Raw genomic sequence first — 14,545 nt, forward strand, 5'->3', positions numbered from 1 at the left:
TTAGGCGAATGCCCAGTCGCACTTTATATCCAGACAACAGGCTTAGCTTTTCAATGAACCGCCTGAAGTACGAATCACGTCTTGATACCAGTAGAAGCTCTTCTTGCGTTTACGCTCTAGCGTTCCTTGCCCATCATCATGACGATCGACATAAATATAACCGTAACGCTTGCTCATTTCGGCTGTTGAGTTAGCCACCAAGTCGATTGGCCCCCAGCTGGTGAAGCCCATCAACTCAACGCCATCAAGAATCGCTTCGTGTGCTTGAACCAAATGATCATTAAGGTATGAGATTCGATAATCGTCTTGGATTTCCCCGTTTTCATCGAATTCATCACGAGCGCCTAAGCCATTCTCGACGATAAATAGCGGCTTTTGGTAACGATCGTGAAGGAAGTTAAGCAAAACGCGCAGGCCTTTTGGATCGATCAACCAGCCCCATTGGCTCTTCTCAAGATATGGGTTTGGTACGCTATCGACGATGTTACCCACTTCCTTCTGTTTCGGATCGGCACTCGCACAGCCACTTGCGTAGTAGCTGAATGAGATGAAATCGACACTTGCCGATGCGATCTCTTCTAAGTCGCCTTCTTCCATCTGAATTTCAATGCCATTTTCACGGAAGTAACGCTTCATGTAGCCAGGGTACTGACCACGTGTTTGTACATCACCGAAGAACAACCACTTGTTGTTTTCATGCATGGCGGCTAACACATCATCAGGGTTACAAGTGTATGGGTAGTTGATTGCGCCAAGCAGCATATTACCAATCTTGCCGTTTGGTACGATTTGCTGACACAGTTTTACCGCTTTCGCGTTTGCTACAAGCTGGTGGTGAATCGCTTGATAAATGTCTTGTTCACTGGCGTCTTCTTGCAAGCCCACTCCCGTAAATGGCGCATGTAGTGACATGTTGATTTCGTTAAAGGTAAGCCACAGTTTGACCTTATCTTTGTAGCGTTCTAACACGGTTTTAGCGTAACGCTCGAAAAACTCGATCACTCGACGATCGCCCCAACCACCATAATTCTCAACCAAGGCGTAAGGCATCTCGTAATGAGAAAGCGTTACAAATGGTTGCATATCGTGTTTGGCCAGCTCATCAAAAATTTTGTCGTAAAACGCCAGTCCTTCTTCGTTTGGCTCAAGCTCATCGCCATTAGGAAAAATACGACTCCAAGCGATGGACAAGCGCAGGCAGGTGAATCCCATCTCTTTAAACAGGGCAATATCTTCTGGATAGCGATTGTAGAAATCGATCGCAAGATCTTTGATACCAGGCGTTCGTTCTTCACGCGTTTGATGCGGGCTCAGAATGCCGTTTGGCAACATATCTGATGTTGATAAACCTTTCCCCCCAAGGTTGTATGCCCCCTCTACCTGGTTTGCCGCAATGGCACCACCCCAAAGGAAATTATCTGGAAACTTAATCATGTTTCTCACTCTTTATATTTAGGAAATGTTTGTGGATTTATTGCTTGAGAATAGTGTAGGAGACATCTCGATACTTGTAGCGAGATCGTGTTTTTATCAGTTCATCACCAAACGTCAGTAATGATAAACATTGAGATATAGGATGGTTGTTAACAATGCCAACCTAAGTGAATTTAGGTTGGCATTCGTATTCAAAACGTAAATGCTAAATTCGCCGCCGCGCCAAACTGGTTATCGCCAGCGTAAGACCCTGCTAGGTCTACACTGATCACATCAAAAGGACTGATGCCAATGCCACCTGTCACCGAGTTATCGAGGTTATTTTCTAGGTCAACTTCATAACCAGCACGGAGTTGCGCCCATCCCCAAGCATTCCCCTCGATACCAACGCGAATAAACTGGGTGTCATCGTCGAGCTCTTTAAAGCGCTTTTGTTTGGTGAGATCGGCGTCTAGGCTCAGAGCGACATAGTCCCCGACATAGCCGATACCAAGGGTCGCTTGTGGCGTGAGTTCGTAGGTATAGTTGCCTAGTTTTGTTTCTATATCTTGTTCGAAGACGTCTTTTAACGAGAGACCAGCTCTAAATGCGTTGTGATACCAAGCGACCCCAAGATCCATATTGAACGTGTTCTTTGATACTTCACTTTTGTCGTAATCCTCGATATCAAAGTCATCTAGTGTTGTACGCTGCGTATAGGTTTTAAGCTGTTGGTATTTGGGCGTAATACCAAATGCGAATTGCTGCCCACCTATCGTGTAAGCGCGAGCCAAGGCAACGCCATATTCCGCACTACCGAAAGCCGCTAGGTCGACGGCAGAATTGAGGTATCGATCTGCGGTGTTTGTTGAATCTGAGATATCGGGTGCCGCAAGTATCTCCACATAACCAGCGCTAAAAAGGTTTACCGACATGTAGCGTGTCGGAATCGCAATCGCGAGGCTCAGACCTCCGTTAATGACGACTGGAGCACTCTTATCTAATTGATCGAGTAGTCGATTAAGTTCGGCTTCGTTCGCAGGTGTGGGAATGCCCTGAATACTATCGTAAAGGTCTTGAACATCATCAACGGCTGATAAAGCTTCATCCTCATCGTGAATATTGACGCCGAGAGCAGGAATGAGTAGGCCGATATCGTCATTTTCTCGATAGAGAGCGCCTAGGGCTGGGTTGTGTAGAGGAGCGGTTAAATAGTCAGCGGAAACGACGCCTGTATTTCCCATTCCGTGACTTCGAGCGTCTGCTGCGTAAGGTGCTGCAAAAGCGTGAGGTGATAAAATAAAAAGCGCCCCTGTTGCTGCTAAAGTTAGTTTTCTCATAACGCATCCATTCTTACTTTAAATAATTACTTATCAATAAATTAGATGGTGGGAGCTAAAACTTGGTGTCAACCACCAAAAATTGCGCTGATGAATAGCATGTGGCGATTCATCAAGTTAAGCGTAGGTTAGGCAACTCGCTTTATAAAGTTGATTAAGATTTATTGCTCTTTAATTGTGTGGAGAAAAGCTGAAGAGGTGGATGGTATTGGGTTAGCTACGATGAGGAGCGAGCTCAAACATTAAGGTGAAGGACATGCCTTTATCAGCGTTGAGCTGCGCACTGACTTTCCCTTGCATATCTCGCATATTGTTGGCGGTGATGGAAAGTCCTAACCCCAGTCCTTCACCAATTTTTTTACTGGTTTGGAAAGGCTCGAACATGGTATCGAGTTGGTCTGAAGGTACCCCACACCCATTATCACTTACCACGACCTCGACATTATCGGAAGTGGGTGTAACGGCAATCATTAACTGTGGATCTTGGGTCTCTTTCATCGCATCTAATGCGTTGGAAATTAGGTTGCCGAGCACTTGTTGTAGGCGTTGCTCTTCGCCAATGATATTGGGTAAGTCGTTGGGAATGCGTACCCGAACATCTACCTTCGCGAGTTGAGATTGATAGACGCGTAGCGTCTCTTCTAAAGCGTTTGTCAGCGATATCTCGTGCAGTGTCTCTGGTTTATTGTAGGCAAACGTTTTTAGCTGACTGGTCATGCTTGCCATGCGGTCAATCAACTTTTGAATCAACTTGTTATTGGCTTTCATCATGTCTGTTTGTCCACGTTCTGCTAGCAACTCATTGGTGGTTAAAAGGGTACGCAGGCCGGTCAATGGTTGGTTTAACTCGTGGGTAATCGCGCTCGACATTCTGCCCAATGCTGCCATTTTGCTTGATTCAATCAATTGCTCTTGGGCTTGTTTTAAAGCTTGAGTTCGCTCTTCCACCCTTTGAGCGAGCTCTTGGTTAATCAGCTGCAGCGATTGTTCCGCTTTTTTACGTTTGCTAATGTCGATTACGGTAGCAAGGAAATACTGCTCACCGTGCCATGGGAAGCTAGTGAGTGAAAAGAGTACAGGAAATACGCTGCCATCACTGCGTCGCGCCATGGTTTCTACAGCGCTAATCTCTGCTAGTTCCTTATGCTTTGGCAGATCTCTAAGCAAAGTGAGTGTGGTCGAATTTGAATTACCCGCATCAAATAACTCCCAGGCGAAGGTATGACGATTCACACTTTCAGGAAGACAAAAAAGGCGTTTTGCCATTGGGTTGAGGTCGAACAATAGACCTTGTTCATCAATCAACAACAAACCAACATGTGTTTTATTGATCATCTGTTTAAGTCGGCGTTGCGATTCTTCTAGTAAGGCTTGAATACGCTGCTGATTGAGATGTTTTTGTCGACGCTGTAAACCAATGATCACCAATAGAATAAGGAGCAGGAGGAGCGCTGCGATGCTCCATCCAATGACACTAATCGTTTGCTGAACAGGTTTGGTCGGAATAAGGTAACTGACAAACCAGTTTAAGTCGTCCAGCTTTACTGTGTGTGCAAAGTAGCGCTGCCGATTGAGAGTCCAGAAATGAATCACCGTATTGTCATACAGCGTTTGAGTTTCGACTTTGACTTGGTTATTCGGTTCATTAAACCAGTCGGCGTTATAGTTTGTACTGCTGGAGAGGAAGAAGCGTTGATGGCGATTTTGTAGCGTGATGATGTCTTGGCTGGTGATGGTCTGCTCCGTTAGCAAACTCAGGTTGATTTGAACAACAACGATGCCCGCTATCTCCAAACCATTAAAAATTGGTGCAGAGAGGTAGTAAAGCGGACTAGAACCTTTTGTTTTATTCACCAGTGAGACGCCTTCTCCCTGACGTTGTATTTGTTCGACAATTGCACGGCGGTCAGAGCGGCTGAACCGTTCATCGATCAGACTCGATACCAACACTTCTCCCGAGGTTGAAAGTATCAACCAACCCTCTGTATTCGCGGCTTTATCGAGCTGTGTCAGTTGTGCTTGAAGTGGCTCGTAGTAGTTTAAATTGCCTTTCACAAACGCAATTGTTTCTGGGTTATTCGTGACGAGATAGGGAAGGTGATAGAAACGTTTTAATGCTCGGCGGACTTCACCAATGTAGTCGAGGAGTTTCTGTTGTGCTTCTTGTTGAGTTTGGACGCTCAGCCATTGATGGGCCACCTCTCGGCTAGCACCGTAGAAAAAGATCACCAGCGCACTGATCAATACGGCGGTTAGCCACATTTTCCCATTCTTAGTGCGCTGCATTCGGACTCCGTTTGGCTGAATATAGTTATCGTAGTTGGTAGTGAAAGAGTGCGCTTAACTGATTGGATGTTAAAGAATTGTGATTAAGAAGTGGGATCTAGCTCCTTTTCTATAGCATGGTTTTTGCTAACTTTAGCAAAGACTTCTATCACCGATCAGGCAGTAACTCATGACTTTTGACGACATTCCGCGTATCGCCCTAATTGAAGATGATGACATCGTTCGTCAAGCAACAAGCCAATGGCTGCAATTGGCGGGGTTTGACGTCATAGCTTTTAGCTCGGGGGAGGAAGGCAAAACCGCCATTCTGAACCAAGAGTTTGATGCGATAGTTAGTGATGTTCGTTTGCCAGATACTGATGGACTTTCGATTTTAGAGAGCCTTATTGCGAATCACATTCCAACACCAATGATACTAATTACTGGTCATGGTGATGTGGATATGGCGGTGAATGCGCTACAAAACGGCGCGTTTGATTTTATTGAAAAACCTTTCCAGCCGGAGCGTTTGTCTCAACGTGTGACAGATGCGGTCGAGAGCCATCGCGCGCAAACATCGACGCTTCACCGCCAAGAGTATCTAGCTAGCGTGAGTGGTTTAGAAGAGGTGCTCATTGGTCAAAGTCGAGTGATGCAGCAATTACGCGAGCAAGTTGCGAAACTGGCGAAAATCGATACTAACGTGATCATTTACGGCGAAACAGGTTGTGGTAAAGAGCTGGTGGCGACCAGTTTGCACAATGAAAGCCAACGCAGAACCCATCATTTTGTGCCAATCAACTGTGGCGCCATTCCTGAGAACCTGTTTGAAAGTGAGCTGTTTGGGCATGAAGCTGGGGCATTTACCGGAGCGGGTAAAAAGCGCATTGGCAAATTGGAATACGCGGATAAAGGCACCTTATTCTTTGATGAAATCGAGAGTATGCCGCTGTCCATGCAGGTGAAAGTGCTGCGTTCATTACAGGAACATACAGTTGAGCGCGTTGGAGGCAATCAACAGATCTCGGTTGATTTACGAGTGATCGCGGCGGCGAAAGAAGATCTCAATGATCATGAAGAGTTTCGGCAAGATTTATACTATCGGCTCAACGTCGCGCAAATTTATTTGCCGCCACTCAGGGAGAGAGAAGAAGATTCACTGATTTTGTTTGAGCACTTCACCTTGCAAACTAACCCTGAAACCAGACCATTGAGTGATGCCGACAGAAACGCTGTGCTTTCCTACGCTTGGCCTGGAAATGTTCGAGAGCTGCGAAACGTGGCTATGCGTTTTGCTTTGGATGAAACGGTATCCGTGATGGAAATTCTCTCTAGCCGTCCTTCGTCAACCACGGAGGAGACGCAAGTGGGTGTTCCACTGGTTATTCAATTACATAATTTTGAGCGCAAGGTGCTGCATGATTCATTGGTCAGGCATCAGGGACGCATTAATGAGGTGATGCAGGAGTTGGATTTACCTCGTCGAACTTTGAATCAAAAGATGCAAAAGTTTGGTTTAAATCGCTCGGATTATACTTAACGCAATTTTTAAGCTGACTTACCGCTATGGGCGTCACAAATATGATTATGCGCTTTTCGAGGGAGTCGGGACAAACTTATAAGTTAGGCCTTTCCCTTCTCCAAACAAGGTGACTTGGTTTCTGCCCGTATGTTTAGAGCTATACAGCGCTTCGTCTGCTTCAGCAACGACCTCGTGAAGCGATTGTCCCTCAGATAACTCACTGATTCCAAAGCTCATGGTGATCTCATTTTCGAATGACTGCAGTGAGGCTTCTGTTTCTACCGCTAGGCGAATTTGCTCGGCAACAATTTTGGCTCGGTGTGCTTTTTCAAGTAAAACAATCATGAACTCATCACCACCAAATCGTACTGTGCAAGCTGACTCCGGGAGGTGTTTCTTAAAGATAGCGGCAATCGTAGCCATGACGGAATCGCCTACCGTATGGCCATAATGATCATTAATCGCTTTGAACTCGTCCATGTCGGTCATGATGATGCTTATTGATTGCTTCCGTTTGTGCGCTTGATTAACAAGGTTTGGAACAATTTCTTCCATCGCGCGACGATTATGAAGCCCTGTGAGGGCGTCTAAATGTGAGAGATCATTGATTGACTGTATCAAGCGGCCATTAATTAGCCACAACATGCTAAAGCTCATAGCGACAATCAGACAGATGCTAAGTAAAAACGTCATCTGGTGGATAAAACCTGCGGTCATAAAATTTGGCACTTCATTGGCGAAAGCGCTCCAAAGTGCTCTGAAGCCCATAAAAATACTGAAGCAAAAGAAGGAGCACGCCATCACTATGGTTGGGAGTTTTTGGTCTTTCTTACTGCCTTTCAGCATGGCGATCCCACTAAAAAACGTAACGATGCAGATATAAACACTTAAGTAAATGATACGGCTTTTAATTGAATGGTCATGGAAAGTGAAATAATAAAACGAACCGCTGAAAATGGGCGTTAAAAAAGCGAGTGAGTGGGCCAGTTTTAGAGGGAATTGACGAAAAATGCTCACGCTGTAAAGCGTAAGCAAGAAGCCGATTAATATGAGCGTATTAGCTATGACGATGGTAAGCCAATCTGGTGCGGAGCCTCTAAATCCCAGTAAAAAAGGCCCAAAGCCAATAAATAACAGCGAGAGAGAAAAAGTCTTTAAGCCTTTGATTTTTTTCTGTGTGTATTGGTAACAAAGTAGACTGATTGAGTAAATGCAAGAGAACAGAATAACGATAAAGTTGAGCGTTCTGATGTCTAAATACTGATTGTCCATAAGCGCTCCACATCAATCCATAGTTCAGGCAACTCCTTTGCCTGATATCAATAAGCGAACTACATATTAACTTACTTATAGAGTGATGTCTTATGTTAAACGGCTATTCATTTACCAGCTCGAATTGTTCGGTTTGGTTGGTTTTCGTCGTAAACAGCAGACCAACAATCATCATAAATACGCTAGGCATAATCTAGCTAGCAAAGTCATTGTACAGAGGCATGTAATTACCCATCCACTCATCGGTGGAATCTGGCATGTAACCTAGGATGTGCAGCGCATCAACACAACCAAACGCTAGAGCAGTGAATGCGGTCGTAACCACCATGATTTGCGACATCTTGTTGCGCACTGGTGCCATGATCATCAATGCAATCGCCACTGGGTGAAGTACCACAACCGCAGGCAATGTAATAGCCAATAGTTGTTCCAGACCTACGTTAGCAATCAAACCTGCTAACACCATGGTCGTAATAACGCAGCCTTTGTAGTTCACTTTGCTGAAAGTATTATCGTAGAACTCACTGCCTGCAGTGGTTACGCCGATAGCTGTAGTCAAACAAGCCAATACCATCACGGCACCTAGTAATAGTGAGCCAAATGCACCGAAGTGGCTGAAGGTGAACGCTGTTAAGATGTCGCCACCATTGCTGAACTCAGAACCTAAGTATGAGCTTGTTGAGCCAATGTAAGCCAATGAGATGTAAACAAATGCCATGGCAACTGCATACATCAAAGCAGCAATTAGTGTGTATTTTGCAGTGGCTTTCGGACAATCCACACCCATGCTGCGAATCGCACGGAAGATAATCCAACCAAAACCGATAGAGCCTAGTGCATCCATGGTCATGTAGCCTTGGGTCAAGCCTTCAGCAAATGCGCCAGATACGTATGGTCCCGTTGCAGTAGTAAGCTCGCCGGCTGGGTAAACCAGAGCGGTTACAGACATGATCACTAAAATAGCCATCAATGCAGGGGTTAAGATCTTGCCTAGGTTGTCGACCAATTTGCCCGGGTACAGCGCAAACAAGATAGTGATAACGCAGAAAGCAATTGTGAAAGGCACCAAAGCGGCATCACCAAACATTGGTGCAAAGCTAAATTGGTAAGCCACGGTAATCGCACGTGGTATTACGAATGCAGGACCAATCACGATAAACACCATCACCCAAAAACTGGTCGCCAAAGGTTTAGGTAGGGCGGCGGTTAATTTGTCTGAACCGTTTACGATAGCCACCATCACCAGTGCCATCGCAGGTAGACCTACACCCGTCAAGAGGAAGCCAGACATCCCGCTCAGAAAGTTTTCACCTGCTTGGTAACCCAAAAATGGAGGGAAGATCAGGTTACCTGCGCCTAAGTACATGGCGAAAGTCATGAAGCCCAAAGCGGCGATATTGCGTGCGCTTAACATTGTTATTCCTCTTATGTTTCGCTTGGAAGAAACTGAAAGGAATGGGAGGAGTATGTGGTGTTCCCGTCAGCTTCTTCTCAAGCTGACAGAAAGTTAAGATATAGCCTGTCAGCTCTGGATCAGTTCCAGAGAGAGCAGGAGGATCGCAGCAGCAACGCCAGATGGGCGTTTTAAAGCGAATTGTGATTGCGCAGTTGCTGACATGAGTGATCCTTAGTGACAAAAAAGCACCAAGGAATACGTTTGCCTTGGTGTGTAGTTACCCTAACGAACATAGGGCTATTGGCACAACCCCGAAGTAGAAAATAAGTTGATACGGTCAATGTTTGTTTCTGAACTGGTGGATCGAACTGGTTTTTAAATTCAAAATTAGAATAAATGACTTTTCATTTCATTAACATGGCTTGTTTTGCTGTATTTTTGTGCTATTTGTAGTCGTTTAGGCTATAAGCCTCCGCTGGTAAAGTGAGCAGTTTAGAATGATGCGCTTTTTATTCTTATTGTTAAGACGCTCATTAGTTGTAGTCCAATCCAAAGTCACGTCGGCAAAATATTGCTTATTAGCGAATTAGGCATTTGTTTCGTGTTGGTCACATTTCATTAACCTTTTGCGATCTAGGCGTGCAACCTTCTCCTCTTGAATAAGCAAGATCTTGCTCATCGCTTTGCTATCAAATCAGCATAATTTTGCTCATTTTTGATGTCTTTCTGTGCTTATGTCAATAAATACAATGACTTAAAAGTTGGCATTTCAATTGCTTTAGGGAATTTGTTGTTAATGAAGATTTAACATGATGTAAATCCCCAATCGTGAAACGACTACACGGAGAGTAATAATGAAAATGAATAAGCTGGTAAAAGCTTTGGCTGTCGCTGTGACTTCTTTTGGTATTGCTGCTAACGCTGCGGCAGAAGATCGTAGCTACATTCTTGCAACGGCATCGACAGGTGGTACTTACTACCCTGTGGGCGTAGCGTTGGCGACTTTAAGCAAAGTGAAATTGGCACCAAAGCACCACTTTTCCCTTTCTGCAATCAGCTCTGCGGGCTCTGGTGAAAACGTCAAACTGCTGAACGAGAACGAAGCACAGTTCGCGATCCTACAAGGTCTTTACGGTGCATGGGCTTGGTCTGGTGAAGGTCCTTATGAGAAGAGCGGTCGTCAAGAACAACTGCGCTCAGTCTCTATGCTGTGGCAAAACGTTGAGCACTTTATTGTTCGCTCTGACCTAGCAAAAACTGGCACAGTGACTGACCTGAACAACCTAGATGGCAAGAAGTTTTCTATCGGTAAGAAGAATTCTGGTACTGAGAACTCTGGTCGCCAAATCATGAAAGGTCTGAAAGTAGACCCTGATAAATTCAACCTTGCTTACATGGGCTACGGTGGCAGCGCGAGCGCACTTCAAAACGGCACCATTGACGGCATGAACCCGCCTGCAGGCGTACCTGTTGGTGCGGTCACTCAAGCTTTCGCTGCGTTGGGTAAAGACATTTCGATTCTTTCGTTTACTGACGAACAAATCAAAGAGGCGAATGGTAACTACAACCTATGGACGAAGTACGAGATCCCAGCGAACACGTATCCTGGTCTAGATAAGCCGATCACTACCATTGCACAGCCGAACTTCTTGGCTGTTCGTGAAGATATCTCGGAAGAAGACGTTTACCAGCTAACCAAAGCGATCTACGAGAACCTGCCTTTCTTACAAGGTATCCACAAAGCAACAAAAGCAATGGCGATTGAGAAAGCGATCGCTGGCTTACCAGTGCCTCTTCACCCAGGCGCGGCGCGTTACTATAAAGAAATGGGCATCGAAATCCCATCAGACCTAATGGCGAAATAACGCTAACTTGGCCCCGAGTTTTGGCTCGGGGCATTTTATCCCTACCGATTTCTAAGATGGAAAAAGCCGCCAGAGCTTGGAGTATGAGATGAGCGACTCAATAGAAAAGGAATTGCAGAAGTTTGAGCTGCCCACGCGCACTGATTTTCCGTGGGTAACCACCACAATTACAGTGTTTGGCGTGGTGTTGTCTGCTTTGCACATTTGGTTTAATACCTTATCGACGTTACCAGAGTTATGGATTTCCGCGACCCACTTTGCTGGCTTTGCGGTGATTTGTGCGCTTTGGTATCCGGCTCATATCTCTCTCAAGCAGAGTAAGATTGCACTCGGTATCGATGTGTTAATTGCCATGGGCGCGGTCGCATGTTTGCTCTACATTCCTTATGCCGAAGACGCGCTGTATGAACGTGGCGTGAAGTTCGTGACCAGCGATTGGGTCTTCGCCATCATGGCAATTTTGATTGTTATTGAGCTGATCCGACGCACCATGGGCTGGTTTATTCCTGTGCTGATTGTGGTGTGTCTGAGTTACGTTGTGCTTTGGGGTAAGTGGACAACAGGTATTTTCCACTTCCCGGGTTTGAGCATGGAGACCTTGCTCTACCGCAGTTTCTATTCTTCTGAGGGCATGTTTGGCTCTATCTCGCGCATCAGCTGGACTTTCGTATTTATGTTCATTCTGTTTGGTGCGTTTCTTGTGCGTTCTGGTGTCGGTGATTACATCATCAATGTGGCACGAGCTGCGGCAGGCAAAATCATCGGTGGTCCCGGTTTTATTGCGGTGATTGGCTCCGGTTTGATGGGCTCAGTATCTGGCTCAAGTGTGGCAAATACGGTTTCCACCGGTGTTATCAGTATTCCTTTGATGCAAAAAGCAGGTTTCCCTTCACGCTTTGCGGCGGGGGTTGAAGCTGCAGCGTCGACAGGTGGTCAGTTGATGCCACCAGTAATGGGCGCGGGTGCTTTCATCATGGCGTCTTACACGCAAATTCCGTATGTTGATATTATCGCGGTGTCTTTTATTCCTGCTCTTATCTATTTCTTATCTGTTGCGTTCTTTGTGCGTATCGAAGCCAAACGCAGCGGCGTTCAAAAAATCACGACTAGCGATGAATCTCTACTGAAAGTGTTGATCAGCGGTTGGCACAACCTTATCCCGCTGGCGGTTTTGGTTACTTTGTTGGTTCAAGGCTTTACACCGACTTACGCTGCGGGCTTGTCGATCATTTCAGTGGTGGTGGCTTCTTGGTTCTCGAAAGATCACAAGATGGGACCAAAAGCGATCATCGAAGCACTTTCGCAAGGCGCGAAAAACATGGCGACAACCGCCGTATTGCTGGTGGGTATTGGTTTGGTGATCAACGTGATCAGCACAACGGGCATTGGCAACACATTCTCATTGATGATCGACGGCTGGGCGAATGGTGACTTGTTCATCATGATCGTTCTGATCGCGCTCGCTTCTCTTGTTTTGGGTATGGGTTTACCTGTGACAGCGGCGTATATTGTATTGGGTACACTGTCTGCCCCAGCGCTTTACAAGTTGATTGCGGAAAACCAATTGCTTGAATTGATGGTGTCAGGTCAATTGCCTGAACAAGCAAAAGCCATCTTTATGTTGGCGGCGCCAGAAAAGCTGGAACTGCTTAATGCACCAATGGCGTTGGAAACCGCGAAAGAAATGGTGGCGCTAGTACCTGCGGACTTTATGGAGACGCTACTAGAGCAAAGTTTGGGTATGGAAGTAGTAGGTTTGGCATTGCTGGCTGCTCACCTCATCATCTTCTGGTTATCGCAAGACAGCAACGTAACACCACCAGTGTGTTTGACCGCTTTTGCAGCAGCAACCATCGCCAAAACACCGCCAATGCGCACCGGTTTGATGGCGTGGAAAATCGCCAAAGGTTTGTATCTTGTACCGCTACTTATTGCCTACACAGGCTTAGTTAGTTGGGATGTGACGTCAGTGATTACCGTGGGCTTCTTTGCCATCATCGGTACCTATGCATTGATTGGTGCGATTGAAGGCTACTTGGAAGGTCCTCTAAACATTCTGACGCGTCTCTTGTTGGTAGTGGTGGGTACATTGCTGGTTTGGCACGACATCCCAATGTTGGTTCGTGTGGCAAGCTGCGCGGTATTTGTCGTGGTATTCATTTACAGTGGTCGCAAATTCAAATTGCAACAATCTCAACTATCGGTTTTATAAGAGGTCGTATGAAATCAGTCTATGACTACATCATTGTCGGTGGCGGTATCGTTGGCGTGTCGACAGCATGGCAACTGCAGCAACGTCATCCAGACAAATCCATTTTATTGGTTGAGAAAGAGTCCGGTTTTGCCAAGCATCAAACCGGACACAATAGCGGCGTGATTCATGCCGGGGTGTACTACGCGCCGGGCAGCTTAAAAGCCGATTTTTGTAAGCGTGGGGTAGAGCGAACCATTTCGTTCTGTGCTGAGCACGATATTCCGGTGGAGAACTGTGGCAAGTTGTTGGTTGCGACCAATGAGCAAGAAGTCGAACGTATGAATGCCCTTTATGAGCGCTGCCATGTCAACGGTATCGACGTAAAGCTACTCGATGAAGTTCAACTCAAACTGGCTGAACCAAACATCACAGGCTTGGGCGCGATTTATGTCAAAACCACCAGTATTGTCGATTATCGTTTGGTCACTGAGCAGATGGCGGAAGAGTTCCAAAAGCTCGGCGGGCAAATTAGCCTGAGAACCAAAGTGGTGGCTGCCGAAGAGAAGGACGAAGAAGTCCAACTGACCTGCATTTCAGACGGTCAAACCATGCAGCTCAATGCTAAGTTCTTGATCACTTGCAGCGGCTTGATGGCGGATCGCATGACTAAGATGATGGGTATTCCAACTGACTTTCAGATCATCCCTTATCGTGGTGAATACTACCGCTTAGATAGCAAACACGACCAAGTGGTGAATCATCTTATTTATCCAATTCCCGACCCTGATTTGCCATTCTTAGGTGTCCACCTAACTCGCATGATTGATGGCAGTGTGACCGTTGGTCCAAATGCGGTGCAAGGCTGGAAACGAGAAGGGTACGACAAGGTTAACTTTAGCCTGCAAGATACCATGCAGATGCTCAGCTTCTCCGGTTTCTGGAAGGTGACACAAAAGCATCTAAAAACCGGATTGGATGAGTTTAAGAACTCGTGGTGGAAGCCGGGCTATCTTAAGTTGGTCAAAAAATACTGCCCAAGCATCAAGGTGGAAGATCTCAAACCATATCCTGCGGGTATTCGTGCGCAAGCGGTGTTATCTGATGGCACTTTGGTTCATGACTTCTTGTTTGCCGAGAGCGCAAGAAGCTTGCATGTTTGCAACGCACCCTCTCCCGCAGCGACATCTGCAATGCCGATTGGGGAATACATTTGCGATAAAGTGAATGAGAAGATAAAGGCGAAAACTGTATAAAACAAAGGCGACGTAACTGTCGCCT

The 14,545-nt window shown here is 46.0% G+C and carries 8 protein-coding genes and 1 pseudogene; 4 read left to right on the forward strand and 5 right to left on the reverse strand.

All coding sequences use genetic code 11. The features are described 5' to 3' along the window. Positions 1-42: 42 nt before the first annotated feature. From B7360_RS17765 to B7360_RS17775, 3 genes are all read right to left on the reverse strand, one after another. The gene (locus tag B7360_RS17765) at positions 43-1,434 is read right to left on the reverse strand and encodes a glycoside hydrolase family 1 protein (protein ID WP_085344219.1); all 1,392 of its coding nucleotides are present in this window, start codon (positions 1,432-1,434) and stop codon (positions 43-45) included. A 191-nt stretch (positions 1,435-1,625) separates the two neighbouring features. After that, positions 1,626-2,753: a conjugal transfer protein TraF gene (locus B7360_RS17770; RefSeq protein ID WP_006741246.1), complete on the reverse strand. Its 1,128-nt coding sequence runs from the start codon at positions 2,751-2,753 to the stop codon at positions 1,626-1,628. 213 nt (positions 2,754-2,966) lie between these two features. Next, the gene (locus B7360_RS17775) at positions 2,967-5,039 is read right to left on the reverse strand and encodes an ATP-binding protein (protein WP_085344220.1); all 2,073 of its coding nucleotides are present in this window, start codon (positions 5,037-5,039) and stop codon (positions 2,967-2,969) included. 169 nt (positions 5,040-5,208) lie between these two features. On the opposite strand from B7360_RS17775, the gene B7360_RS17780 reads away from it, so the two are divergent. Next, the gene (locus B7360_RS17780; RefSeq protein WP_085344222.1) at positions 5,209-6,558 is read left to right on the forward strand and encodes a sigma-54 dependent transcriptional regulator; all 1,350 of its coding nucleotides are present in this window, start codon (positions 5,209-5,211) and stop codon (positions 6,556-6,558) included. 45 nt (positions 6,559-6,603) lie between these two features. Here the strand turns inward: B7360_RS17780 and B7360_RS17785 are convergent, their stop codons facing one another. Next, positions 6,604-7,812: a diguanylate cyclase gene (locus B7360_RS17785; protein WP_085344224.1), complete on the reverse strand. Its 1,209-nt coding sequence runs from the start codon at positions 7,810-7,812 to the stop codon at positions 6,604-6,606. Between the two features lie 103 nt (positions 7,813-7,915). After that, positions 7,916-9,226 (reverse strand): annotated as a pseudogene (gene brnQ / locus B7360_RS17790) (branched-chain amino acid transport system II carrier protein). A gap of 836 nt (positions 9,227-10,062) precedes the next feature. On the opposite strand from brnQ, the gene B7360_RS17795 reads away from it, so the two are divergent. The 3 genes from B7360_RS17795 (at position 10,063) to lhgO (ending at position 14,520) form a co-directional block, all read left to right on the forward strand. After that, positions 10,063-11,073: a TAXI family TRAP transporter solute-binding subunit gene (locus B7360_RS17795; RefSeq protein ID WP_085344225.1), complete on the forward strand. Its 1,011-nt coding sequence runs from the start codon at positions 10,063-10,065 to the stop codon at positions 11,071-11,073. Positions 11,074-11,161: 88 nt separating this feature from the next. After that, positions 11,162-13,285 carry a TRAP transporter permease gene (locus B7360_RS17800; RefSeq protein ID WP_085344227.1) on the forward strand — a complete coding sequence of 708 codons (2,124 nt, stop codon included), beginning with the start codon at positions 11,162-11,164 and terminating at the stop codon, positions 13,283-13,285. Between the two features lie 8 nt (positions 13,286-13,293). Next, the gene (gene lhgO, locus B7360_RS17805; RefSeq protein ID WP_085344229.1) at positions 13,294-14,520 is read left to right on the forward strand and encodes an L-2-hydroxyglutarate oxidase; all 1,227 of its coding nucleotides are present in this window, start codon (positions 13,294-13,296) and stop codon (positions 14,518-14,520) included. Positions 14,521-14,545 lie beyond the last annotated feature (25 nt).

The organism is Vibrio sp. ArtGut-C1 (assembly GCF_002105475.1).
Classification (GTDB): domain Bacteria; phylum Pseudomonadota; class Gammaproteobacteria; order Enterobacterales; family Vibrionaceae; genus Vibrio; species Vibrio diabolicus.

Excerpts from the sequence above, each read along its gene's own strand:
- B7360_RS17765 (WP_085344219.1), bottom strand. The coding sequence starts at position 1,434 with ATGATTAAGTTTCCAGATAATTTCCTTTGGGGTGGTGCCATTGCGGCA.
- B7360_RS17770 (WP_006741246.1), bottom strand. The coding sequence starts at position 2,753 with ATGAGAAAACTAACTTTAGCAGCAACAGGGGCGCTTTTTATTTTATCA.
- B7360_RS17775 (WP_085344220.1), bottom strand. The coding sequence starts at position 5,039 with ATGCAGCGCACTAAGAATGGGAAAATGTGGCTAACCGCCGTATTGATC.
- B7360_RS17780 (WP_085344222.1), top strand. The coding sequence starts at position 5,209 with ATGACTTTTGACGACATTCCGCGTATCGCCCTAATTGAAGATGATGAC.
- B7360_RS17785 (WP_085344224.1), bottom strand. The coding sequence starts at position 7,812 with ATGGACAATCAGTATTTAGACATCAGAACGCTCAACTTTATCGTTATT.
- B7360_RS17795 (WP_085344225.1), top strand. The coding sequence starts at position 10,063 with ATGAAAATGAATAAGCTGGTAAAAGCTTTGGCTGTCGCTGTGACTTCT.
- B7360_RS17800 (WP_085344227.1), top strand. The coding sequence starts at position 11,162 with ATGAGCGACTCAATAGAAAAGGAATTGCAGAAGTTTGAGCTGCCCACG.
- lhgO (WP_085344229.1), top strand. The coding sequence starts at position 13,294 with ATGAAATCAGTCTATGACTACATCATTGTCGGTGGCGGTATCGTTGGC.